We start from the raw sequence: 25,242 nt of genomic DNA, 5'->3' as shown, positions 1-25,242 counted from the left end.
CGTGCATGCCGACCATCGACGTCAACGGCATCACCCTCGCGTACACCGACACCGGAGCACCACCCAGCCGGCCGCAGGCGCAGACCATCGTGTTCGGGCACGGAACGCTCTTCGGCGGATGGATGTTCCGGCATCAAATCGAATCCCTGCGCAGCGAGTTCCGCTGCGTCGCCGTCGATTGGCGCGCACATGGCAACACGCCAGCACCACGGACGGACTACGACATGGAAACTCTCACCGCCGACGCAGCGGCGCTGATCACCGCGCTTGGAATCTCCCCAGTCCATTGGGTGGGGCTATCCAGCGGTGGTTTCGTCGGACAACGTTTGGCCATACGGCACGGCACACTTCTACGGTCCCTGGTCCTGCTCGATACCTGCGCCAGCACCGCACCCAAAAGAGTCGTGCACCGAAATGACTTACAGGCCATCCTCTTTCGTATACTGGGACCACGGATATTGAAACACACCGTCGCACCGCTGATGTTTAGTTCTGCCTACCTCTCCAGCACGGAAGGCCAAGCGGTGGTTGATGAATGGCTCGATCGGCTTGGCAAATGCGATCGGGGGGGCATAGCGCATGCGATGCGGGCTGCAATGTCCCGCGCCTCGGTAGAAATCGAGTTGAGTCGCATAACCTTGCCGACCCTTGTCGTCGTCGGCGCGAACGACGCGATGACACCGCCCCGGCTCGCACGACAAATGGCCAACTCGATCCCAGGTGCACAGTTCGAGGAGATCCCCGGCTCAGGGCACTGCTCAGTCCTCGAACAGCCGACTGATGTCGCCCGCATACTTGAGCAGTTTTTCAATACCGACTGAGATCCGCACGTTCGATTCCAGTCGACTCTCGCCACGATCGGGACTGCCTTGTGTTCGGTTGACTCACAGGCTTATCGGTCAGCCCGCGGGCTCGCTCGACCGCAATACTGTTCGGTCCGTGGCCCTCCGTGCCACCGAATGCGCCAGAGTCATTCGTCCGACGGTCCCGCACTAGGACCGGCTCCTCGCGCGGGGTCCGCGGGTGGTGATCTTCTCGAGCTGCCGGTTCCGGGTTTCAGGGCCGTACATCATGAGCGCCACCAACGCCAGGGCCAGCGGGATCACCCCGAGCGCGGCAGTCACCCGGATGGAAGGGGCGGCGATCGCCATGACGACACAGGCGAGAATGAAGACACCGCCGGCTTTCGTTGCGCCGGCGGATAATCCGCTACCGCGTGCGCGGATCACGGTCGGGTACACCTCGGCGGTATAGGCGGCAAGAACCGAAGTGAGAATGCTGATGCCCCAAACCGGGACGACGAGCAGGATGTAGAGCAAGGCGCGGTTGTCGACGACGTGGTCGCCGAGCACCGCGAAGGTCACCAGCGCGACGCCCATCAGGGCACCGGTCATGATCACTGTTCGCTTACTGCTCCAGAATCCGTACAGCAACGCGATCGGAACGCTCAGCGGCATCCCGATGACGGCGGCATTGCGAAGCAGAGTGCTGGCGTTGACCTCGGACAACCCGAGCCGCTGCAGATTCGACGGCATCCACTGCTGGAAGCCGTACTGGGTGGTGCCGATACTGATCGCGAGCAGCACCACCGCGGCGGACAGCCCGAGATAACGGCGGCCGAGCAACCGCGCGGACCCCGCCGGCGACCAATCCTCCACCACCGGTTCGGATTTCGATTCCACGAGTCTCGCACCGTAGCGGCGCATGACAGCCCGGGCCTCCTCCGCGCGACCCTGCTGCAGCAGGAAACGCGGGGACTCGGGTATCCACCGATTGAGCACCAGCAGTAGCAGGCCGGTGGGAATTCCGACCAGCCACAACAGCCGCCAGCCGAAGTGTGCCGATGACGCCCAGGTCCCCGCGAGCCAGCTGACGACGATGTAGGCACCGGCGAGGGCGCTGCCGACGAGCACCATCATCCATCCGCGATGTCTGCGCGGGACCGTCTCCGACAGCAGCACGAAGGTAATCGGCAGCAGACCGCCGACACCCAAGCCCATGACGAAGCAGGTGACGAGATTCATCCAGTATTCGGGCATCGTGCCGCAGCACGAGGTCGCGATGAAGATGATGGCGCTGAGCAGGATCGAGGCACGCCGGCCGATCCGGTCACCCAGCCATCCCCAGAGGAACGAACCGACCATGGTGCCGCTGATGCCTGCCAGCGGGTAGAGCCCGATCGGCAAGGCGTGCGCGTTCGGGTTCAGCGGACCCCGGAGGCCGTACTCGCTTGCGGCTCCGGGGGTCAGGAAGGCGAACGCGACCGGTTTCATCGCATCGATCACAAGGGCGACCGCGACGACGGCGAGTAGGGCGATATGGGCCGGCTTGATCGGTGCGTCGTCGAGAGGCGCGACGCTTATATCGCCCAGCCGGGCAGCGGCCTCCTGTTTCCGTGGAAACAGGCTGTAGAAGGTGCAGCCGACTCCGGCGAACACGATGACCATGCCGAGGACCATTTCTGTGGTCATGGGCATGCCCGCGAGGTGGTAGTGCATATTCCGCGCGGAGAAGTACATCGGAAGTTGAAGTAGTACGCCGATTGTCGTGAGAGCGACTCCGATCCAGAATGCGGCCGGGTGCTCGTACGAGGCGCCGTTGAGGCGGCGACCGCGACGCGGAGGCTCGGCACTCGACGGCGATGGGATGTGTCCTTGTGCCGCAGTTGATTTCATCTGCCCGGCCTCCCGTGGATCCCGCCCGACTCTGAACGGGCGCTCTTACACTTCACTTACTCGGCGGGAAAGTGGGCAACGACAGACCGACTGGTCGAAATGCATATCCTTTCGCACTGAACTGAAAGACCGTCCACTACGGTCGAACTCAGACAGACCGGATGGTCCCCGATCCAAAAGCCTTGGACCCCAGTATCATTATGTTGGTCGCAAACTTGACCAGCGCGTTCTATCGTTTATGAAGATCGTTTATTTCGGGCCGAGGCCGACAGCGTTCCGCAAGTCGGCGTGGTTTCGCTTGAAACGAGGGAGCAATGACTGCTTCATACGCGATCGACGGATTACGCAGAAACGACCTCGCTCATCCCAGAGAACTCGAGCGAGAGGCTCCCTACCGTGCCCACCTGTTCGGCGACCTGCGGATATACCACGGGGATCATCGGCTGACGCTGGAGACCAGCCGCAGGAAGGGCCTGCACATCCTGCTGTGGTTCCTGCTCAACCCCGGGAAGCCGTGTTCGACGGATCAGTTCGTCGACACGCTGTGGCCCGGGGCCGATCCGGACAAGGCGATCCAGGGGTTCGACGTCAGCATGCACGCGCTCAAGCGGCTGCTCGAGCCGGAACTCGGTCCGCGAGAACAGTCCTCGTTCATTCAACGCCACGCAAGCCGGGTGTACACCTTCGACCCGGCGGGCCTGTGGTGGACCGATGTGGCCGACCTCGGGCTGCTGTATCAGCGCGGCCACGCCTGCGATATCGCGGGCGACGTCGCCCGCGCACGCTTCTACTATCGCCGCGTCTCCGAATATGTCTCGCAGGGCCCTTTGCTCGAGGACGAATCGTGCCACTGGCTCGAGCACCACCGGCGCCGGTACGACCTCATGTGCTCGCAGGCACTGACCCGCCTGATGCAGATCGATATCGATTGCGGCCCTGATGAAGAACTCCTCGAATCCGCCTACCAGATGCTCCGGCTGGATCGGTACAACCAGCTCGCAACCACGGTGATCATCGAGGTGCTGCTGCGCAACGGCCAGCACGGCCGAGCCGAACGCCGATTGGAGGCATTCTGCAGTGCCGTCCAGCGCGACCTCGGCGTGCAGTTGCCGGCGGAGTTCGTCGAACTGCGCCGGCAACTGCTGAACGGACGTCTGCACCGCAGTGGCCCACCGCACTTACCCGCACGGTAATACGGGGGGAAGTGGACCCGGTTAGGTTGATCACGCGCGGGCCGACCGAAAAGCCATGCCCGCCTGAACAATACGAGATCAGGAGCGCAGTCCCATGACTCTCACTGTCGGCGAACTCTTCGACGAACTGCCCGGCCGCCTCCGCACCGAAGCCGCGGCGGGTCTCGAACGCACGCTCCAGTGGCGGCTCACCGACCTCGACCCCGGAGTGTGGGCTGTCGAGATCAAGGGCGGCCGCGGGCGCCTCATCCCCGGCGGCGTCCCCGCGCCGGATACCACCTTCAGCACCACCAGCGAGATCTGGCTCGCCATCGCCGAGGGCCGCATGGACGCGATGCATGCCTTCATGACGGGCAGGATGAAGGTCGAGGGTGATATGACGCTCGCACTGCGGGTCCCCGAACTCTTCGACACCGAAGCCTGAAGCCGCACAGTTCGACACGTGCTCCGGTCTCACCGGGGCACGTGTCGATCGTGTCGTGGCCGACCTGGCGCAATGCGTTGGGGCTGAACCCGTTTGGGGCTCCGCGTGATCTCTGCACGTTGTACTCGAGGCCCAAGTCCTCGGCAGGGACTTGGGCCTCGGTCAGGGCCGACCGTCATTCCTGCGGTGCCGAAGATGCCTCATCTGTGAAGTGCCGCCGGTTGGCCGCGATCGACACCCGGAGCTCTTCCGGGACATCGTCCTCGTCGTAGATCGCCTCGACCGGACAGACCGCCGTGCACGCACCACATTCGATGCAGGCCACGGGGTCGATGAACAGTTGATCCTGCCCGTCGAAGTCGGGTCCGTCGGGCGAGGGCCCGATCGCCTCGACCGGGCAGACGTCATAGCACGAGGCGATCTTGCTGCCGAGGCATCGCTCGGTGATCACGTAGGTCATGTGTATCTCCTTGGGGTGCAGTGGAATTGCCGCTTCGGTCAGGTCCTCGATCGCGGCTCGGCGGGCACGGTGTGCGGCCGCGTCACGATCGCTCGCCACGGTTCGCCGTCGCCGGGACGTCGCCGAGATCGTGACCGTTGGTGTGCCGGTGATCCTCCAGTTCGTTCAGCAGCGCCTCGAGTTCGTCCGGGTCGGCACCGGCGAGCAGTTGCTCCAGATCGCCGAGCTGATCACCGGCGGGTGCTGGCTCACCGGCTTCGGAGGTCGGCGACTGCTCGGTGGCGGCCCCTGCGAGTTCGAGCCGCGCGATGAGTCCATCCGCGAGCCCGATGATGGTTGCGCCCTGCAGCAGGTCCAGGACCGAGACGTCGATCCCCAGGACGGCCTCGACGCGGTGTTTCATCTCGATCGCCATCATCGAATCCAGTCCGAGGCTGCTGAGGGTCTCATCGGTACCGACCTGCTCCGCGGCCATACCGAGCACCCGCGCCGCGACCTCGCGCAGATGCTCTCCGAGCACTGCGACACGCTCGCTTTCCGGGGCTCGGCGCAGCGCCCCGAGGAGCGCATGAGCGTCTGCTCCAGCGTTCTCGGGCTCCTCGGCCGGGACATCGAGCAGAGAGAACATCGGCGGCAGTTGCCCCGTGAGCGAGGTCTCCCGCGCCCGCGCCCAGTCTGCTGTGATCGCGACCAGGTGGGCCGGGCGTTGGTGCAGGACGCGACCCAGAATCTGCATCCCGGCCTCGGGGGTGATGAGCTCGATACCGCGACGGGCATACATCTGTTCCAGGTCGAGCTGTTCGACCATGCCCACAGACCACGGCCCCCACCCGATGCTGAGCGCCGGCAGCCCGAGTCCGCGCCGGTAGTGCGCCAGTGCGTCCAGGAAGGCGTTGCCCGCCGCGTAATTGCCCTGGCCCGGCGAGGCGATCACCGAACCGGTGGAGGAGAACAGAACGAAGAAATCCAGCGGTACGTCCCGCAGAAGACGATGCAGCAGCCATCCGCCGATCAGCTTGGGCCGCAACACCTTCGTGAACGTCGCCGCGTTCGTCCGCACCAGCAGTTCGTCCTCGACGACGCCGGCAACGTGGACGACACCGGCCAGCGGCGGGAGCCCCTGCTCGCGGTGCGTGTCGGACCACCGCCGCAGCTGCTCTGCGGAAGTCACATCGACTGTGGCCAGATGTATTCTCGCGCCCTGTGATTCGAGTTCCCGAATGGTGCCGGCGAGGCTGCGCCGCGGGTCGTCCGACGCCAGCTCATCCCAGGACGAACGCGGCGGGATCGAGGTTCGTCCCATCAGGACCACATCACGCGCGCCCTGATCGACGAGGAACCGCGCGACGAGCAGGCCGAGCGCGCCCAGTCCACCGGTCACGAGATAGCTACCCGAATCACGCATGCGAGCGGGGAACGGTGCTGTGAGACTGCCACTTTCGACCAGGCGGGCGACGTATCGCTCACTCCCCCGCAGCGCGACCTGATCCTCGGCAACGCTCTCGATGGTCCCGGTGCGGCCGGAATCCTCGAGGCCACCGGCGATCTCGCCGACCAGCAGGCGGCCCTGCTCGGCGGCGCTGCCGGATGGGTCCAGGTCGCACAGGCCGCCCCAGCGGGTCGCGAATTCCTGGTGGCCGATCACGCGGCCCAGGCCCCACAGCGGCGCCTGCGCGACATTGCACCGATTGCCCTGCGCACCAACGGATTGCCCGCCGCGGGTGACCAGCCACAACTTCGGCGCCCACGTCTGCTCGGCGGAGAGGGCCTGCATCAGCCGCATGACCGACAGCACGCCCATCTCCTGGGAATCCTGGAGATCGTCGGCCGAGCCGAGGTCGTCGAAGTCGGTATCGCTCACCTCGATGTCCAGGCTCCACAGATGCGCGAGCACACCGATCTCGTGGTCGTGCAGCGCCTGCATCAACTGCAGATAGTGCGCCGGATTCGCGGCATCGATCAGGTAGGTGTCCGCACCACAGTCAGTGAGCTCTGCGACCTCGGCGTGGATCACTCGGAAGACACGGTGCCCCGCGGCACACAGAACGGTCGCTGCCTCGTCGCCGACGCCTGTCGTATCGGCGAAGATCACCCAATCCCCGCCGGCGCCGGCCAGGCTGGGTTCTGGGACCTGCACCGGCACACCATCGCCGGCGACGACCAGGCCGGGTTGCGGGACCTGTAGCGCCTCATCATCGTCGGTGATGGCCGTCGCCGGAGGTGCCGGCTGCCAGGTCAACTCGTAGAGGCCGCGGTCGATGCGGTCGGGCGAGAGGCTCGCCGCGACGGCGAGCGACTGCGCCCGGAAGCCGTCGATCTGGACCAGGACCCGGCCCGTGCGGTCGCACAGGGCGATATCGCTGACGATTCGCGACAGGTCTGCCATTCGGACCTGTGCGACGACGACCATGTCTGCGACCGGTGGGGCCAGTACGCGGATCCGGTCGATGCGGACCGGGAGATATGGTGTCGAGCGCTGCTGATCGGGTGCGGTCGCGGCGACCAGCAGGATCTGGAACGCCGCGTCGAGCAGGCTCGGATGGAATTGATAGTCGAGCAGATCCGTGCTGATCTCGTCCGGAATCGTGACCGAGCCGACTGCGACCCCCTCGCCGGTGACGATATCGCGCACACCCTGGAAGGCGGGACCGTACTGAAACCCCATTTCTTTTGTGCGCGTGTAGAACTCGTCTCGCGAGACGTAGTTCCCACATCCGGTACGGGTTCCGGCCAGGTCGCGGGGAGCGGGCGAGGCTGTACTCGTGCCGAGCTGGGCGCTGGCGTGGATCGTCCACTGCCGTTCGCCGCTGGGAAGCGCCAGGTAGCTGGAAATCTCGACGCGGGCCTGCTCCTGGTACAGCGTCGTGCGCATCCGTGCGTCCGAGACCGGCGATACGACCAGCGCCTTGCGCAGTTGCAGATCCTCGACGGCGTAATCGCCGGGCCCGTACGCCTCACGGGCGGCAGCCAGCGCCATCTCGACCAGAGCCGCGGCGGGCAGCAGGGTGTTGTCCTGGATGCGATGGTCGGTCAGATATGCCAGACGGCCGGTGTTGAGCTCCACCTCCCAGGTGCGATGCGCGGCGTTCATCCGCTGTCCCAACAGTGGATGCACCTGCCGGTAGTGGCGGTCCTCACGGGCCTCCGCCGATTCGTTCCAGTACCTCTCCAGCTGCCACGGGTAGTTCGGCAGCTTGACGTACTTGGCATCGTCGCCGTGCAGGGTCGCCCACCTCACCGAATGTCCGTGGCCGTGCAGTGATCCCAGTGACCGGAGCAGGATCTCGTCGTCGGCCTCGTCGCGGCGCAGCGACGCAACGACCAGGCCCTCGCGCCCGGACCCGGTGAGCAGTTCGTGCATCGAGCTCGCCAGGACCGGGTGCGGTGCGAGTTCGAGGAAATGGGTGTAGCCGTCGTCGACCATCTCGCTGAATGCGGCCGAGAACAGGACCGTCGCGCGGACGTTCTGCCACCAGTAGCGGGCGTCGACCCCGCCGCCGTCGATCCGGCTGCCGGTGACCGTCGAGTACAGCGGCAATGTCGCAGTGGCCGGGCACAAGCCGGACAGGCCGGACTCGAGCTCCGCGCGCAGCGGATCCATGTAGTGGCTGTGAAACGGGACCTCGACGGGCAGGAACCGGTGGAAGACGCCGAAGGTATCCAGTTGCGCCGCCATGCTCTCCAAGACTTCGGCGTCGCCGGACAGCGTGACCGCGCTCGGGCTGTTGATCGCCGCCACCGATACCGTCGGGCCGGCGTCGGCGACCGCCCGCTCGAGGGTTTCGGGTGTCAGGCCGACCGCCAGCATCCGGCCGCGTCCCGCCATGCGCTGCTGCAGGCTGCTGCGGTAGTAGATGACCTTGATCGCGTCGTGCAGGCTCAGCACCCCGGCCAGGTACTGCGCGGCGACCTCACCCGCGCTGTGACCGATGATCGCGTCCGGTTCGATGCCCCGGGAACGCCACAGTGCGGCGAGGCCGACCTGCAGCGCGAAGTTGGCGGGCTGAGCGACCTCGGTCCTGCCTATCCGGGACCGTTCCTCGGGCGCGAGCATCTCCTCCAGCAGTGACCAACCGGTGTACTTGAAAAGCTCTGTGGCACAGTCTTCGACAGCCTGGCGGAATTCGGGCTCGGTCTCCAACAGCTGCCGCCCCATGCCCCACCATTGCGGGCCCATGCCCGAGCAGACGAAGGCGAGTTTGGGCCTGTTCCCTGAATGCGCCCGCCCCGCGACGACACCGGGGGCCTGATCCGCATCAAGGGAGGCGCGCAGCCGTTCGCGGGCCTGGTCGCAGCTCCGGGCGACCACGGCGAGGCGATGGTCGTGATGGGTGCGGCGCAGGCTCGATGAATACGCGATATCAGCCAGGCTGCAGTCGGTTTCGCCCAGGTGTGCGCACATCGACTCGGTCAGCTCGCGCAGTGCGGCAGCGCTGCGCGCGGACAGCACGACGACGTGGCGGCGGTCGTCGGTGCGGGCTGCCACGGCGGTCTCGGCGGGCGGCTCCTGCAGCACGGCATGGGCGTTGGTACCGCCGAACCCGAACGAGTTCACACCTGCGCATCGGGGGCCGTCTCCACTCGGCCAGTCGATCACCCGGGTGGGCACGCGCAATCCGAACTCCTCGAACGGGATCGCCGGGTTGGGCTCGGTCAGGTGTAGGTGGCCCGGAATTCGCTTGTGCTGCAACGACAGTGCGACCTTGATCAGCCCGGCAACGCCGGCCGCGGCCTCGAGGTGCCCGATATTGGTCTTGACCGACCCGAGGAGAATGGGTTCGCCGACAGGCCGGTTCGCCGACAGCACCCGGCCGATGGCGGCGGCCTCGATCGGATCGCCGAGCGGCGTGCCGGTGCCATGGGCCTCGATGTACTGCACCTGCCGGGGCGGCACTCCGGCGCGCAGGTAAGCCGCGCGCATGGTCGCCTCCTGCGCATCGCCGTTCGGCACGGTGATGCCATTGGTGTGGCCGTCCTGCGTGACGGCGGTCCCGCGGACGAGCGCGTAGATCGAATCGCGCTCGGCCAGCGCCCGGGCGAGCGGTTTGAGCAGGACCACGCCCGCGCCCTCGCCGCGCGCGTAGCCGTTCGCCGAGATGTCGAAGGTCTTGCACCGCCCGTCGGGGCTCAGGAATCCGCCCTTGGATTCCGCGATCGTCATGTTCGGGGCCAGCATCACGTTGACGCCGCCGACGAGGGCCTGCGAGCATTCACCGTTCCGGATCGCCTGCACCGCAAGGTGAAGTGCCACCAGCGATCCGGAGCAGGCGGTGTCGACGGTGAGACTGGGGCCGCGGAAGTCGAAGGCATGGGACAGCCGGTTGGCCAGCATCGTCATCATCATGCCGGTGGCCGAATTCGCCTGGAGTTCGTAGCGGCTGTGCACGCCGTAGTTCTGCAGCAGGTTGTAGTCCAGGGTGAAACCTCCGACGAATACACCGACGTCGCTGCCCGCCAGGCGATCCATGTCGGCACCGGAGTCTTCGAAGGCCTCCCATGCCACGCGCAGCAGCATGCGCTGCTGGGGGTCGAGCCAGATCGCCTCACGCGGCGAGATGCCGAAGAAGGCGGCATCGAATTGGTCGACCCGATCCAGGAAGCCGCCGCGGCAGGTGCTCATCTTGCCGAGTTTGGCGGGGTCGGGATCGTAGAACTTGCCGACCTCCCAGCGGTCCGGTGGCAATTCGCGGGTGGCGTCCACGCCGGCGCAGAGCAGATCCCAGAAGGCGGCCGGGGTGGAGGCTCCACCGGGGAAATGGCATCCGATTCCGACGATCGCGAGGGGTTCGTGCTGGGAATCTGCTGTATCGCAGGTCAATTCACTCATGCGGTGGTGCCCCCTCGTAGGTCGTCATCGACTGGAGTTCGGTGGACAGGTGAGCCAGTAGCAGATCCGCGCTGTCGCGGAGGAAGAAATGCGAGCCCGGCAGCATGGTGAGGTCGAATTCGTTGCCCGCCTGCATCTTCCATTGCTCGAGGTCCGCGCGCCCGACCCGCATGTCGTGCGTGCCGCCGAATACCGACACCGGCATCGGAAGCGGCGATTCGAGCGTGTACTGGTAGGTGTCGCACAGTTCGATGTCCGCGCGCAGCATCGGCAGCCAGGCGCGCATCAGCTCGTCATCGTCCAGCACCTCGCGAGGCGTGCCGTCCTTGGCGAGAACCGATTTGAGGACTTCGTCCGGCAGGTGATAGATCCGAATATTGGGATTGGGCAGCTGTGGCGCCCGAAATGCCGCTAGGCACAGACGTTCCGGTTGTGGCACACCGAACTGCCGCAGCTGCCGCGCCAGTTCGAAGGCCACCAGTGCACCCATGCTGTGCCCGAAGAACACGAACGGCCGGTCGAGCAGCGGTGTGATCACCGCCTGCAGGTCGGATACCAAGGCGACCAGCCGCCGGTAGGCGGGCTCTGCGGCCCGGGATTCGCGGCCGGGCAACTGAATCGCGCACACCTCGACGTCGGCGGGCAAATGGTTGCCCCAGGCACGGAACACCGATGCCCCGCTACCGGCGTACGGGAAGCAGAACAGCCGCACTGCGGGATCTGCGCAACCGTGCCGGACGAACCACACCGCGCTGTGCCGATCGGGCCCGGCAGCTGTGTGGTTATGCGCCGCTGCCGTTTCCGGCGACCGTCCGCGTAGTCGTTCGGCGAGCCGGGCACGTTGTTCGGGCGGCAGGTCCGCGACTCGCGCCCGGATCCGATCCTCGGTACCGGTCATGGTTCCCACTCACGCTATCGAGGGGCTCTGCCGCCCCAGCGTGATCCACCCGCTGTCGATCGGGTTGGTCTCCTGCCTGCGCTGGTAGAGCACCCGCAGTTCGGTCAGCAGGGGATCTGCGAGCCACGTCTCGAGCTGCGACCCGGCCGCCGGTTCCGGCGCATGCCGCAGCTGGTCGATGACGGTGGTGACCAACTGTCCGGCGATCTGCTCGAGCAGCGCGACATTCGTGGCGAACTGCTGGTCCAATTCGTCGGCCGGCAGCCCTGCGGCCATCCCCTCGTGCAGGTCGACGATGAACGGCATCAGCGTGTACGGATCGGCGAAGAGCCCCTCGGCGGGCCGGTCGTCCACCGCGTGCCACTCACGAACGAACTGCTGCACGCGGCTGTGGATCTTGAAGGCGCGGAACAGGTTTACCAGCGATCCGGGATGCTCGCTCAGATGCGGAAACGTGCCGTGGAAGAACAGCAGCCCGGGCACCGACCAGTACATGATGGTGTCCCAGATGACCTTGGCCACCATCACCTGCGAGTTGCCCATCAGCGGGTACTGCTGCGCGTAGGCGACCAGCCAGATTTCGCTGAGCAGCAGGTAGAGCTGATTGTGGGCGACTGTCCTGTCGCTGATGTCCTCCCCCGCACGGCCGCGGCCGATCAGATCCACGATCAGCCCGTTGCTGACCGCCATGAGGTCGCCGCCGGAGGAGTACAGGGGGTCGATCGAAACCCCGGCCTCGCCGGTGAGAAACCAGCGGTCCTGGGAATACACCTGTTTGCAGCCGTAGGCGTAGTCGCGCATGACCCGGAAGTCCTGTATCCGGTCCCGGTGGGCCTGCACATCCGCCGCGCACTGTGGTTCGTGGTCACCGAGCCATTCGAGCGCGCGGTCGAGAGTGTTGAACCCGGAGTGCGGGTGGATCCGCGCGTCCGCGACGATGCCGACGCTGGTCGATCCCGATGCGAGCGGAATGAGCCACACCCAATAGCCATGGCCCATCAAATGATTCGTAGAGAACCGGCGTGCACCACCACGCCTGCCGTAGGGACCGCGTTCGACGTCAGTGCGGGCGACCCAGTCCACGTCTGCAGACCAGGTGCCGATATCGATCGGATGCGCCACTCGGAACCATGAGGAGTTCGCTTGGTGCGCAACCGGTTTAGCGAGTCCCAGTTGGCGCTTGAGCAGGCCCGCGCGCCCGGATGCGTCGACCACCCAGCGAGCCCGGAGCGTGCGGCGCTCGCCGCCGTCGCTCATCTCGATCACGTGTGGCTCGTCGCCGGCGCGCAGGTCGATCCCGGTGATGCGCCGGTGGTCGAGGAAACGCACCCCTTCGGCGGCGATCCGGGCGCCCAGGTGGTTCTCGAGGCGGCCGCGGTCGAGCTGATAGGTCGACAGCGGCGCCTCCTCGATCTGCCCGAATTCCACCCGGCGGGCGATGTCGCGGTTCCCGTTGCTGGGGAAGAACATTCGCAGACCGAACTTGCGCAACTGGGCGCTGTCGAGGTGCTCGCGCAGGCCCAGGACATCTCGCAGATAGTGGGCCTGCATCTCGACGCTGGATTCGCCGACCTTGTGGGCGGCCTCGGCGACCGGATGCGCCTGCCGCTCGATGACCGTGACGGCGAGATCGGGCATGGACTGCTTGAGCTGCAAGGCGAGGGTGAGTCCCGCGATGCCGCCGCCCAGGACGGCCACATCGACGGTGTCATCGGAGTTGGTCGGCGAATTCATGGTGCCTCCTACGAGGACGGTGGTCCGGCCGCGCCGGCCGGGTGGGTGAGGCTCAGGCGTTGGCTGTGTGCACGACGGAGCGGCCGATCGTCATCCACTCCGGGCTGGTCGGGTTGCGGTGCCGTTCACGGCGATAGGTGGCCAGCAGTTCAGCGATGATCGGGTCGCGCTGCCAGCTCTGAATGCGGGCGACGACAGCGTCGTCGCAGGTCCGTTCGGCATAGGTGGCAATGACCGTGCTGATCAGTTGTCCGGCCAGCTGCGCGAAGAGCCGGGTGTTCTCACCGAACCGCGTTTCGAACTCGGCGGCGGTCAGCTGGTCGGCCATGCCGGCGTGCAGCCGGACCATGAAGTTCAGTGGCTTGTAAAGGTCCACGAACTGCGGGGGCAGCTGCGAGTCGTCTATCGATGCCCACTCACGGAAGAACTGCTGAACACGGTTGCTGATCCGGGTCAGCCGGCCCAAATCGGCGGCCACCGACGCGGTGGTGGCCGCGCTGCGGAACTTGTCCTGGAAGAACAGCAGGCCGAAGACGCCCCAGTAGAACGCGGTGTCCCAGATGACCTTCGACGTCATCACCTCCGCGTGGCCCATCAGGTGGTACTGCTTCTCGTAGACCGCGAGCCAGATATCGGTGACACTGCGGAACAGGCTGTCGTGGATCGCACCCAGCGCCGTGACGTCCGCACCGGCCAGCGAGCGGGCGATCAGGTCGACCACCAGCACATTGCCGATGGCGATCAGATCCAGGCCCGGTGAGTAGAGCGGGTCGAGGAACACCCCGGACTCACCTGTCAGGCACCACCGCTGCTCACCCGAGAACACCTGCTCACACCCGTAGGAGTAGTCGTGCATGACCCGGAAGTCCTGGATATCGTCCGAATGTGCGTCCAGCACAGCCGCACATTGCGGTTCGTGCCGGCGCAGCCAGTCCTGCGCCTTGTCCAGAGTGTTGAAGGTGTCGAACCCGTGCGCGTCGCTGTCGGCGACGATCCCGACGCTCGTCGAGCCCGACGCGAGCCTGATCAGCCAGACCCAATAGCCGTCGCCCATCAGGTGATTCGTCGACAGGGCGCGGTCTCCCTCAGTGACCCGCGCAGCCCATTCGGGGTCACCGGTCCAGGCGTTGACATCGATCGGGTGCGCAATTCGCAGCCAGGCGGCATTAGCCTTGTGCCCGACCGGCTTTCGCAACGGGCGAGAGTGGCGCTGCAGCAGCTGGCTGCGCCCGGTGGCATCGACCACCCATCGCGCACTCACGCCGCGTTCGCCGTCCGGCCGCGTGACCCGGATCTGGTGCAGCGGCTGGCCGGGCCGCAACTCCACGTCGAACACCTTGTAGCCACTGAGGAATTCGACGCCCGCCTGGACACAGCGCACACCGAGCTCGTTCTCCAGCCGCCCACGGTCGAGCTGATAGGTGCTCAGCGGCGGAAATACCGAGCTACCCAGCTCGACGCGCTCGGCGATATCGGAGTTGTCGTTGTGGCTGAAGAACATTCGCAGCCCGAACTTGCGCAGTTGGCACGTCTCGAGATGATCGCGCAGTCCGAGCACATCGCGCAGATAGTGCGCGGCGATCTCGACGGTGGACTCCCCCACCTTGTGTGTGGTCTCGGGGACCGGATGAGCCAGCTTTTCCACGACGAGAACCCGGATCCCGGGTACCGCCCGGCGCAGGTGCAGCGCGAGCGTCAGGCCGGCGGTGCCACCGCCGAGCACGACTACGTCGTAGTCGCCCGGCTCTGACGGTTCCATCGCCTTGCGGGCACGCAGCGATTGCGCCAGAACCGCCAGCTGATCTCCGGTCAATTCGGAAAGCCGATGCCGTACCGCTGAAGTCATGATTCCTCCTCGCCGCAACTGTCACGGCCAGCACTTCCCGTGCTCTTACGCTGCTCGGAAGGATCACGAAAGTCCCCTATACTTAACTAATCTCGACCCGAGACAATGAGGTCCCGGCGACCTTCGCAAATCGACCGAACGGGTTGGTTTGGGCCCACGGTCCCATCGCAACGGCGCATCCAGGCGGGGGCAGCATTCGAGCGACCACACCACGGTTGTCCGATGTGCTTCGGCACTGGGAGGGGAGCCCAATGCAGAACCGGCATGCATACCCGCGGAATGAGATTCGAGATCGTTCGGCATCCACGGAACACCGTTTCACGGCCCGTTTCTTCGGGCCCTTCCGGCTCTCACGCGATGGCGACCCACTCGGCAATGCGGCCGGACTAGGACGCACCAGCGCGTGCACGCTCCTGAAATGGTTCCTACTGAACGAGGGCGTCCGAATCGACTCGCCGGAGTTGGGCGAGCTGCTGTGGCCGAGCCGTCGCTCGCGAAGTACCCCGAACCAGCTACACGTGACGCTGCACTGCGTGCGGCATCTGCTCGAGCCCGCTCTGGCGCCCCGGCAGCCGTCCACCTTCATTCGCTCCGATGGCAAGGGCCGGTACTGGTTCGACTTCGCCGGCTGCTGGTGGACCGACGTGGTCGAGGCCGAACGACTGCTCGTTGCGGGCAAGGCCGCCGAGACGCACGGCAACCTCGAGACCGCGATCGCCTCGTATGAGGCGCTGCTGGACTACTACGAACGAACCTTCCTGCCGGAGAATCTCTTCGACGAGGCCTTCGACTCCTGTCGCACCGAACACGAAGTGGCATATCGGTATTTGGAGAGCGGTCTGCTGCGCCTCTACCTGATCGGCGGCCTGCCCCACAAGGCGCTGCCGATCGCGCTGTCGATCCTGGAGCGGGACCCCTACTCGGAGGAGGCGTGCACGGCCATCGCCGAGGTCAGCCTGCTGCAGGGCAATGTCCTCGCCGCGCGCTCACAGCTCGCCCGCTACCTGGAAACGATCCATCATGAACTCGGCGCCGACGTGGGCCGAAACGCATCGCAACTCTGGAAGCGCATCGAGCAGGAACTCGGGGAGCAACATCGCCGGGGTCATTCTGCCGTTCACGGGACGTCGGTTGCCGGTGTAGTAGCGCGGACCGGTTTGGGTTCCTCACCCGTTCGGCCGAACACATAGCCCTCCTTCCATGCGTGGCGTTCGAACATGCGCTGGATCGGAGTGGCGAGAAGGGTGGTGATGATCGTCATCAGCGCCAGAATCGTGTAGAGCTCGTTCGTGATCAGGCCTGCGGATTGTCCGATATTCAACAGGATGAGTTCCATCAGGCCGCGGGCGTTGGCCAGCGCGCCCATCGACCCTGCCTCCCGCCAGCCCATGCCCTGCCATCGGGCGGCGAGGCCGACCGCACCGAATTTTCCGGCGAATGATACGACCAGAATCGCCGCGCCGATCAAGAGCACCGACGGCTTGAGAATGAGGGAAAGCTGTGTGTTCAGACCGGAATAGATGAAGAACGCGGGAAGAAGCAGATACGCGACCAGTGGCTCGAACCGCGCGCGGATCGTATCGAGAAACTCCCCGCGCGGCATCACGGTGCCCGCCACGAAAGCGCCGAATACCGAGAAGATGCCGACATAGTCGGTGAACCAGCAGCCCGCGAGGATAACGAGCAGCACGATCGTCAGGTGGGTGATCGGGATGCCGCCGGTGAGCGCGTTGTCTCCGCGCGGGGACCAGGTGTTCAGTCGCGCAAGCCAGCGCCGCACGATGAACACCATGAACAGGAGGTAGCCGACACCGCCGGCGACGGCGATCAGGGCACCGTTCATCGATCCCCTGGTACTGGCGACGACGGCAGCCAGCAGCATCCACGAACATGCGTCATCGACGGCGGCGCAGGACAGCGACATCGTGCCCAGCCTGGTATTCATCAGCCCGGAGTCGTAAACGATCCACGCCAGCATCGGAAAGGCCGTGATCGCCACCGCGGAAGCGATGAACAGCGCGCCTTGCCAATGCCCCACCTTGTCGGTGAAGTACTGTCCGTGCTTTGTGACCATCGTCCAGCCGAGCAGGCTGCCGAGGATCAGCGGAACCACGACTCCGAAGGCGGACGTGACACCGGCCTGCCGCCGGTGCGCGCCGAGAATATCGAGCTTGAACGACGCCCCGACCAGGAACATGTAGAGCACGAGTCCCAGCTGGCCCACGACGTAGATCGCGACCAGATTCGGATGTGTGATCGATGTGCCCCCGATATGGAGCGTGGTCGGAAAAAGCCATCGCTGGCCGGTCGGCCAGATCAGGCCGAGGACCGAGGGGCCGAGCAGAAAACCGGCGACCATGATCGCCACGACCTGCACCTGCGCCAGCTTGCGGAGTATCGGCCAGATCAGGCGGTACGTCACCAGAATGACCAGCATTTGCAGAAACAGATGAGTGGTGATTTCCAACAGTGTCGGCACAGCAGGCCCTTTCCTCACAGCGGCCGAGCCTCCGGCAATCCCACTGGTTTATCTTGCGCCGGAGGCTTTTTCGTCCATCGTCGGCGATCCTGGCCGGGCCGAGTTCCGTCGCGCTTACGTAGTACGTAAGCCGTGTTACCGCACACCGGTTCGCGCGGCCGGTCCCGGATCGGGCACCAGGCCGCGAACGGAGAAATCCCGGCCGCCGCCCAGTCCCACTCCGTCCGGCCCCGCGGTGACCCATGCTTCGCCGCACCCGCCGTGCGCCTCGTAGACCTCGACCAGCCGCATCAACGCCTTATCGGCCCGCCACCGCACGGCCTGCTCACGCCGCCGGACATCAACGGCCGCATCACCTTCCGCCATTACCGCGGACACGAGCTCGCCGGCGATGCGCTCCAACTCGTCGAAATTGGCGGCGAGCCGATCGCCGAGTTCGGCATCGGACAGACCTGCCGACAAACCCTCGTGGAAGCGAGTCATGAAATCGAAGTCGTAGTAGGTGATCATGCCGTCGGCGTGCGTCCTGGGCTCGACCTCGTACCACTGCCGGAAGAACCGCTGGACCGGGTCGGTGATCGCGGACATCCGCGCCAATTGCGCCACCAGTCTCGGGCGATCGGCCAGCTGCCGAAACTGGTCGTGGTAGTAGAGCAGCGACGGCACCGCCCAATAGACTCCGGTGTCCCAGATGACCTTCGCGCTCATCACCCGGGCGTTGCCCATGATGGCGTACTGGCCTTCGTAGATCGGCAGCCAGCCGTCGGTGACCATGAAGAACACGTTGTTGTGTATCGCGGCCAATTCGCTGACATCCTCCCCGTCGAGCGCGCGAGTGACCAAGTCGGTGATCAGCCCGTTGCTCATCGAGATGACGTCGAATCCCGGCGAGTACAGCGGGTCCAGGAAGATGCCGGCCTCTCCCGTCAGGCACCAGCCCTGCTCTGAATACACCTGCTGACAGCCGTACGAATAGTTCCGCATGACCTTGAAGTCGAGCAGCTTGTCCTGATGTGCGGCGACCACCTCGGCGCACTGCGGCTCATGCTCCTGCAGCCAGGTCAACGCCTTGTCGAAGCGACTGATCTCTGCGAAGGGATGTATCTGCGCGTCGGCGACGATACCGACGCTGATCGTTCCCGAGGCCAGCGGAATCAGCCACACCCAATAGCCCTCCCCCATCAGGTGGTTGGTCGACAAACTGCGATGGCCTCCGCTGATGCGCTCATGCCAGTCGGCCGAGCTCGACCATTCGTCGATATCGATCGGGTGGTCGATCCGGAACCAGGCGGCATTCACATTGTGGCCGTTCGGTTTCGACAGGCTGAGCTTGCGTTTGAGCAGGCTCGCGCGACCCGACGCATCCACCACCCACCGTGCCCGGACACCACGGCGACTACCGTCCGGTGCCGTCACATCGACATGGTGCCACCCACCGGAGTCGACGATATCGACCTCGGTGACCTTGTGGCCGGTCCACAGATCCACACCGCGAGCGACCAGTTCATCGGACAGGTAGTTCTCGAACCGCCCCCGGTCCAGTTGGTAGGTGGCGCCGACAGTCGGGCGGCGTGCGTGGCCGAGTTCGATACGGCGCGCGATGTCGCGGTTGTCCGCCTGGGTGAAGAAGAACCGCAGCCCGAACTTCTCGAGCTGCCGGCTCGTGATGTGTGGTTCCATCTCGAGCACCTCGCGCATGTAGCGGGCGGCGATATCGACGGTGGACTCGCCGACCTTGTGCGCGGCCTCGGGTGCGCGAACGCTCTTCTCCACCACCACGATCGAGCTCTCGGGGCGGGTCTTGTGCAACTGCACGGCCAGCGCCAGCCCAGCCGCACCGCCGCCCAGGATCGCCACGTCGAATTCGCGGGCCGTGTCGTCGGATGTCTTCTGCTCGGTCACGGTGCTACCTCCAGCGCTCAGGGGTTGACAACTTGTGCCGCCAAGTCAGGACTTGAATCGAGCTGGCGCGGACGGGCCGGAAGCAGGAACCCTGTCATGAGGGCACCGGCCGAGACCGCCGCCGCTGCCAGCAGTGAACCGCCTTGCATGCTGTGCAGGAAGGCCGACGTAGCGGCTTCGGACAATTGCCGGGCGCCCTCGACGTCCCCCGTGGAGTGCAGCTTGTCTGCCGCGGCCAGCGCGCCGCCGAGAGATCGATCCGAGGATGCGGCGTCGGTCACCCGGTTGGGCAGCGTTCCGTCCATTTTGTTGCGGTAGAGCGAGGACGCCATGCTTCCGATCACTGCGACCCCGAGGGTGGCTCCGCACAGTCGGGTCGCGTCGTTCACCGCGGCGCCGACCCCTGCCTTCTCCTTGGAGACTGCACCCATGATGGCTTCGGTCGCTGGTGTACTGGTCAGCCCGAATCCCAAACCGAGCACAATGATATTGACCGACATGAAGCTGTAGGCGGTGTCTTGGGTATTCGTCGAGGCCCAGACCAGGCCTACAGCGAAGAGGATCAGGCCGGCGGTGACAACGACCTTGTTCCCGATCCGCACGGCGAGCCATGCGCCGACTATCGATGCGATTCCTATCGAGCCGGCCATCGGTAGTAAACGCAGGCCCATCGACAATGCGCTCCAATCCTTGACCTGCTGCATGTACTGGGTAATAAGGAAGATGAATCCGTTGAGGGCGAAGAACGAGATGGCGATCGACCCGGTGGCAGCGGTGTAACGCATGTCGGAGAACAATGAAATGTCCAGCATGGGATGCTCGGTGCGTCGTTGCACAGCGAGAAATACCAGCACCAGCAGAGCGCCGATCGTGACGCACCCGATTGTGGAAGCCGAGCCCCACCCCCATCTGGGGGCTTCGATGATGCCCAAGACGAATGCTCCGAGCCCCAGACTCGACAGCGACAACCCTCGCCAGTCGATCGGGGGCGTCCGCGGGTCGCGCGAGGTCGGAACGAACAAGACGACCAGAACCGCTATGGCCAGAGTGAGAAGCGCCAAGAAGGCGAAGATGCTTCCCCACCAGTATCGGCTCAGCAGCCAGCCCCCGACGATCGGGCCGGTGGCGACGCCCAAACCTGTTGATGCACCCCACAGTCCGATGGCGCGGGCCCGGGCACGCCTTCCCGTGAACACGTTCGCCAGGATCGACAAAGTGGTGGGAAACATGAGGGCAGCACCGAGTCCCATCACTGCCCGCGCCGCGATGAGAGCGCTGCTCGTGTCAACCCAGGACGCCACCAGCGAAGCCGAGCCGAGAATGCCCATCCCGAGGAGAAGGAATCCTTTTCGGCCTTGCCGATCACTCAGGCTGCCGGCGGCCAGGACGAACGCTCCCAGGAACAAGTTGTAAGCATCGACCACCCCCTGCAGTTCGGTGGTACCGGCCGATAGCGCCCTGGACAGGGTCGGCAGCGCCACGTTCATGACCGTAATTTCCACGGCGGCGATATACGCGGTGGACATCAGCACGAGAACAATTATTGTGTCCCTGTATTTGCGCATGCGCGTGCCTCTCGAAGTGCTGTCAATTCACTTGGTTCGACCGCAGGCTTCCGATAAGAGTTTCTGGATGCAGGTTTCGCGCCAGGTTCGATACGACGCGGACGACGAATTACCGGCAAGTTCGCGGCGGGCCTTTTCCAGAACACGGGCAGCATCAGAACTCGAGATTTCGGCAAACATTTCACATGCCTGGTCGGTATGTGGTGTCGGGTTTTGGGCAAGGCCCCGGGTCCAGGCCGCCGCCGCGGCCGCCCACCGCAGTCGAAGGCGGTGTGCGCCGGCTGCCTGGCGCACCTGTTCCAGGCCGGCCCGGTCCGTGCCTCCGGCGAAGCTGCAGGCCATAGCCGCTCCGGTCCACAGATTCGCCTGGCGCTCGGGTGCGAAACTCGAGATGGTCTCGGCCACGCACGCGATGCCGGCCCCGCTGGAGAACCAGATCGACCGGCCCAAACCCTGATCGAACAATTCCCTGCCAGTATCGGAAAGGTGCGCCGGCTGCAGTTGTTTTCCAATGGAACGCCGCCGCGCGAAGAAGCCTTCGTGGAAGCCGTAGCCATCGACAACGACCCAACCGAGAACAGGGTCGAGCTGTTCCAGATACTTTTCCGGCTGCCGCCGCAGGCGGGCAAGGGCGAGGCCGAACCCGACGTAGACCGTGGCCATGTGATGCGCGCCCGGACCAGTGGCGAAGGCGCCTACCCTGCGCTTCCCAGGGGCGATGACGTCCAGAACGCCGAGGCCCATTGCCGCACCCTCGTAAGCGAATCCGTGCAGCGCCGGGTCGACCGCCTCCAGCCTGGGCACCAGCACCGATGGGGAGCTGTTTTCCAGGGTTATGTTGTAACCCAAGGCGAGTGACTCGATCACCGGGGCGAATCGGCCCCACCCCTCCGGAGCGAATCCTGGTCTGCTGAAGACCTTTCGCGGCTCGGCTATGCCGAAAATGCTGCGACGCACAGTACCCAGTGCAGTCATCGATCTGCCCTCCCCATGTCGACGGCAAGTTCGCGGCGTTCGGTCCAGACGGCCTTCACGCGCTGCCGCCACTCCTCATACCGAGGGCCCGACGGATCCGGTTGTGCGCCAGTGCATTCGGCCTCAACCAACCTCGCGACCTTGTCGGCATCCAGGCCCCAGAACACAGTGCACGCCCCTTCGGTGTGGTCGGCGGGATGATTGGTCTGCTCGCGAAACCCCGCCGCGACCGCGAGGCCCACGGCAACTTCAGCGGCATAGGTGCCCGAGCTGTACAGCAACCGCTCGAAACCCGCACGGTCGAGTGCTCCGCCGGTATAGCCGCAGGCCAGGCCCACACCGGCCCACAGATCCCGGCGGCGAGAATCGGGAAAGGCTCCAAGCACACCGGCAATCCGATCCGGATTGGCCGCGCTGAGGAAGTAGAGGCTGCGTCCCAGTCCACTGTCGAAGTTGCGTGCCGATTCGCCGGTGAGTCCGTCTGGCCTGGCCTGTCTATCGAAACTGGCTCGGGCGGTGAAGAAGCCGGCGAAGAAGCCATACCCGTCGAGCATCAGCCATCGCTCCGGGTCGTCGAAGCGCGCGATAACCCGGAGCGGATCGACCGGCAGGCGAGGAAGGACCATGCCCGCGCCGACATAGACCATCGGCTTGTAAGCGCCGCAGACGGCGAGAAGGCCTTTGAGACGCTTCCGGTACGGAAGCATGAAATCCAGCAGCATCAGACCCATGGCCGCGCCTTCGTAGGCGACGCCACGCACTTTCGCGGGATTGGCTTCCACCATCGGAATGAGGTGATCCAAGCCGGGATGGTCGAGGGTCTCCCAGAAGTTGTCGAGGATCGCGTGTGAAGGCGGTTCGAAGTGCGGCCATACGTCATCCATTTCCGGGAGGGCGCCGAAGTGCTGTTTGGCCACTCGCGGGAAGTCGTTCACCGATAACTTCAGTACAGGCTCGAGAACTTTGCTCAACATGGTGATCGGAACTCCTGAAGTACTCGCTGGCGCCACAACGCATGGGCCGGAACATCGTTGCCTGACGGAATCCCTCGCACTGCGGCATCCGCAATTTCTGATGCCTGCTGCGATGTGGTCCCGCACAGAACCTCACATGCCAACTCGTTGTGGGATGCCGGGTTGCCCCCCAGATGCCGTGCCTTGGCCGAGATCGCCGCCCCGACAGCGAGGTGACCGCGGTGCCTGTCGGCAAGGGCGGGCAGCGCATCGAGTGCGCTGCGCTCGATACCCCCGGAGTAGCCGCACGCGAATCCCACTCCGCTCCACAGGTCGGCCTGGCGCTGCGGCGAGAAGGCTCCGATGATCGCCGCAACCCGATCGACGTCGGCATCGGCACCGAACCAAATCGCCCGTCCCACACCCTGATCGAAGACGCGCCGGCCATATCCGTACAGGTGCACCGGCACCTGCCGATAGTGCACGTAGCGCTCGTAGGCGAAGAACCCTTTGTAGAAGCCGTACCCGTCCAGGATGAGCCAGCTGAGCAGCGGATCGCCGATGCGCCTGCGGAACGATTCGGGGTTTCTCCACATTCTGGCCAGGCACATTCCCGCGCCGAGATAGATCCCGAAGACGTGCCGCGCTCCCGGGCCGCTGGCCAGGGCCGCGGTCCGATTCTTCCGGGGCCGCAGGCAATCGAGCGCGGCAAGTCCGACTCCGGCGCCTTCGTAGGCGAATCCGTGAAGCTCCTGGTCGTATGCCTCGAGCTTGGGCACCAGCGCGTCGAATCCGGGGTTGAGCAGTGTCGTACGGCTGCACTCGGTGACGGTGAACACAACCTGCTTCAGCCGCGCAGCCGAGGCGCTGTCACCGGCGCTCGGAGCCGACGGCATGACACCGACCGCGGCGAAGGAACGCCATAGGAGATTGCCGACAGCCTCACGCAGGCCACTGTCGATGGGGGCGGTAGGCGCGAGGGTCATGGTGCGCACCCCGGATCCGCGGCAGGACGAGCAAGTGCGGAGAACGCCTCGATCACATCGTCTTGCACGAGTTCACAGGCTGGACGGGCGTAGTGCGCCGGAAGGTTGGCCAGCACGTCGTCCACGATTGCGGCGGCGCCGGCGCTGCTGGTTTCGCACAGCACTTCGCAGGCCATTTCGGTGTCGGAGACCGGGTTTCCAGCGCGGTGGCGGCCCTTTGCCGCGAAGGCCGCGCCCGTCGCGATGTGCGCCAGGTGCGGTTCGCACACCTCCCGCAGGTGCTCGATTTCCTGCCGTTCCATTCCGCCGGCGTAACAACACCCGGTCCCGATTCCCAACCACAGGTCGGGCTGGCGAGCCGGGGGAAAAGCAGCCACGTCGGCGGCGACGCGATCCACCTCGGCACCGGAGGTGAACCAGATACTGCGCCCGACACCCTGGTCGAAGACACGACGCCCGTACGGTGACAGGTATGGCGGCACGATCTGTCGATCGACGTAGCGGCTCCTATGGAAGAAGCCCTGGTGGAAGCCATAGCCATCCATGACCAGCCACCGCTCCACCGGGTCGTCGAGACGATTCAGGAACGGTTCGGGCAGGCGCCGCATACGTGCCAAAGCCTCGCCCGCGCCGATATACGACATGTAGATGTGAGCATCACCGGCACCGGAGAGAAACTGTCGAAATCGCGACTTCCCCGGTAACCAGCAGTCCATTCCCGTGAGACCCATCGCCACGCCTTCGTGGGCGTAACCGTTCATATGCTTGGGAAAGCGGTCGAGCCGGTGCACGATCGCGTCCACGCCTCCGCCCTCGAGCACCGCGTGATAGCCGCCGACCGCGGCCCGTAACGCATCCTCCAGGTGACGCCACCTCGCCGAATCGCCCTGCTTGAATCCGAGGATTTCCCGCTCTGAAACGCCCAGCACCGCCAAACGCGCCCGGGCCAGCATAGTAGTCAATTTGTCTGACCTCTCCTGGAAGGAGCCGAGGACTAACACTCTTCTCGACACAGAATGCGAGTAGGCATTACCCAGCGCTTACCAAGATTGGAAGACCGCCGATAGTGAGGGTTACTTACAGATAATGCAAGCCAGTGGGAAGTTGATCCGTTTACACAGTTGCCACGAATTGAGTTTTGCCTGTCAGCGACGGGCAACGTGGAAAGCGAGGCAGGAGCCATCAACGCGAGCGTGAGAAGGAGATTATTCGGTACGTCCGGTTTGCCGTACGTATGGGGATCTTCGGACGCCGAGGTGCGTGAGCGGTTTCCGTGTGACGTCGAGGTCGGAGATGGCCCCCGGACAGAGCCGCACCGTGCAATC

The 25,242-nt window shown here is 65.1% G+C and carries 17 protein-coding genes; 4 read left to right on the top strand and 13 right to left on the bottom strand.

Annotation, left to right across the window (positions count from 1 at the left end; translation table 11 throughout):
- Nucleotides 1-5 precede the first annotated feature (5 nt).
- Nucleotides 6-821: an alpha/beta fold hydrolase gene (locus OG326_RS21405; RefSeq protein WP_327138867.1), complete on the top strand. Its 816-nt coding sequence runs from the start codon at nt 6-8 to the stop codon at nt 819-821.
- A 171-nt stretch (nt 822-992) separates the two neighbouring features.
- Here OG326_RS21405 and OG326_RS21400 read toward each other — a convergent pair whose 3' ends face one another.
- Complete coding sequence (locus OG326_RS21400; RefSeq protein WP_327138866.1) at nt 993-2,675, bottom strand: MFS transporter; 1,683 nt, start codon at nt 2,673-2,675, stop codon at nt 993-995.
- Nucleotides 2,676-2,989: 314 nt separating this feature from the next.
- Here OG326_RS21400 and OG326_RS21395 point away from each other — a divergent pair, with 314 nt between their 5' ends.
- On the top strand, nt 2,990-3,868 hold the full coding sequence (locus OG326_RS21395; RefSeq protein ID WP_327138865.1) for an AfsR/SARP family transcriptional regulator: 879 nt from the start codon (nt 2,990-2,992) through the stop codon (nt 3,866-3,868).
- Between the two features lie 94 nt (nt 3,869-3,962).
- Nucleotides 3,963-4,292 carry an SCP2 sterol-binding domain-containing protein gene (locus tag OG326_RS21390; RefSeq protein WP_327138864.1) on the top strand — a complete coding sequence of 110 codons (330 nt, stop codon included), beginning with the start codon at nt 3,963-3,965 and terminating at the stop codon, nt 4,290-4,292.
- A gap of 175 nt (nt 4,293-4,467) precedes the next feature.
- Here OG326_RS21390 and OG326_RS21385 read toward each other — a convergent pair whose 3' ends face one another.
- The 5 genes from OG326_RS21385 to OG326_RS21365 form a co-directional block, all read right to left on the bottom strand.
- The gene (locus OG326_RS21385; protein ID WP_327138863.1) at nt 4,468-4,752 is read right to left on the bottom strand and encodes a 4Fe-4S dicluster domain-containing protein; all 285 of its coding nucleotides are present in this window, start codon (nt 4,750-4,752) and stop codon (nt 4,468-4,470) included.
- 82 nt (nt 4,753-4,834) lie between these two features.
- Nucleotides 4,835-10,579, bottom strand: coding sequence for a type I polyketide synthase (locus OG326_RS21380; protein WP_327138862.1), 5,745 nt, complete (start codon nt 10,577-10,579; stop codon nt 4,835-4,837).
- Nucleotides 10,572-11,477: a thioesterase II family protein gene (locus OG326_RS21375; protein WP_327138861.1), complete on the bottom strand. Its 906-nt coding sequence runs from the start codon at nt 11,475-11,477 to the stop codon at nt 10,572-10,574. Before OG326_RS21375 ends, OG326_RS21380 begins: the two co-directional genes overlap by 8 nt.
- A gap of 9 nt (nt 11,478-11,486) precedes the next feature.
- Complete coding sequence (locus tag OG326_RS21370; protein ID WP_327138860.1) at nt 11,487-13,211, bottom strand: NAD(P)/FAD-dependent oxidoreductase; 1,725 nt, start codon at nt 13,209-13,211, stop codon at nt 11,487-11,489.
- 52 nt (nt 13,212-13,263) lie between these two features.
- Entirely contained in the window at nt 13,264-15,057 is a 1,794-nt protein-coding gene (locus OG326_RS21365) for an NAD(P)/FAD-dependent oxidoreductase (RefSeq protein ID WP_327138859.1), read from the bottom strand.
- Nucleotides 15,058-15,590: 533 nt separating this feature from the next.
- Between OG326_RS21365 and OG326_RS21360 the strand changes: the two genes are divergently transcribed.
- Nucleotides 15,591-16,247, top strand: coding sequence for a bacterial transcriptional activator domain-containing protein (locus tag OG326_RS21360; protein WP_327138858.1), 657 nt, complete (start codon nt 15,591-15,593; stop codon nt 16,245-16,247).
- On the opposite strand, the gene OG326_RS21355 is transcribed toward OG326_RS21360, so the two are convergent.
- The 7 genes from OG326_RS21355 to OG326_RS21325 all read right to left on the bottom strand — a co-directional run bounded on the left by OG326_RS21355 (nt 16,175) and on the right by OG326_RS21325 (nt 24,870).
- Nucleotides 16,175-17,494 (bottom strand): cation:proton antiporter, encoded by a 1,320-nt coding sequence (locus OG326_RS21355; RefSeq protein ID WP_327146551.1) that lies wholly within the window; start codon nt 17,492-17,494, stop codon nt 16,175-16,177. The genes OG326_RS21360 and OG326_RS21355 overlap by 73 nt on opposite strands.
- 177 nt (nt 17,495-17,671) lie before the next feature.
- A complete protein-coding gene (locus tag OG326_RS21350) occupies nt 17,672-19,438 on the bottom strand; it encodes an NAD(P)/FAD-dependent oxidoreductase (protein WP_327138857.1) in 1,767 nt (588 codons plus the stop codon).
- Nucleotides 19,439-19,455: 17 nt separating this feature from the next.
- The gene (locus OG326_RS21345) at nt 19,456-20,964 is read right to left on the bottom strand and encodes an MFS transporter (RefSeq protein ID WP_327146550.1); all 1,509 of its coding nucleotides are present in this window, start codon (nt 20,962-20,964) and stop codon (nt 19,456-19,458) included.
- A gap of 66 nt (nt 20,965-21,030) precedes the next feature.
- A complete protein-coding gene (locus OG326_RS21340; protein ID WP_327138856.1) occupies nt 21,031-21,978 on the bottom strand; it encodes a DUF1702 family protein in 948 nt (315 codons plus the stop codon).
- Nucleotides 21,975-22,952, bottom strand: coding sequence for a DUF1702 family protein (locus OG326_RS21335; protein WP_327138855.1), 978 nt, complete (start codon nt 22,950-22,952; stop codon nt 21,975-21,977). The genes OG326_RS21340 and OG326_RS21335 overlap by 4 nt, the downstream gene beginning before the upstream one ends.
- Nucleotides 22,946-23,917: a DUF1702 family protein gene (locus OG326_RS21330; RefSeq protein WP_327138854.1), complete on the bottom strand. Its 972-nt coding sequence runs from the start codon at nt 23,915-23,917 to the stop codon at nt 22,946-22,948. The genes OG326_RS21335 and OG326_RS21330 overlap by 7 nt, the downstream gene beginning before the upstream one ends.
- Nucleotides 23,914-24,870, bottom strand: a complete 957-nt coding sequence (locus OG326_RS21325) for a DUF1702 family protein (RefSeq protein WP_327138853.1) — start codon at nt 24,868-24,870, stop codon at nt 23,914-23,916. Before OG326_RS21325 ends, OG326_RS21330 begins: the two co-directional genes overlap by 4 nt.
- Between the last annotated feature and the right edge of the window lie 372 nt (nt 24,871-25,242).

Source organism: Nocardia sp. NBC_01327, from assembly GCF_035958815.1.
In the GTDB taxonomy this organism is placed as follows: Bacteria; Actinomycetota; Actinomycetes; order Mycobacteriales; family Mycobacteriaceae; genus Nocardia.
Note: the sequence above shows the minus strand (reverse complement) of the source record. Positions and strands in the feature narration are given on the sequence as shown.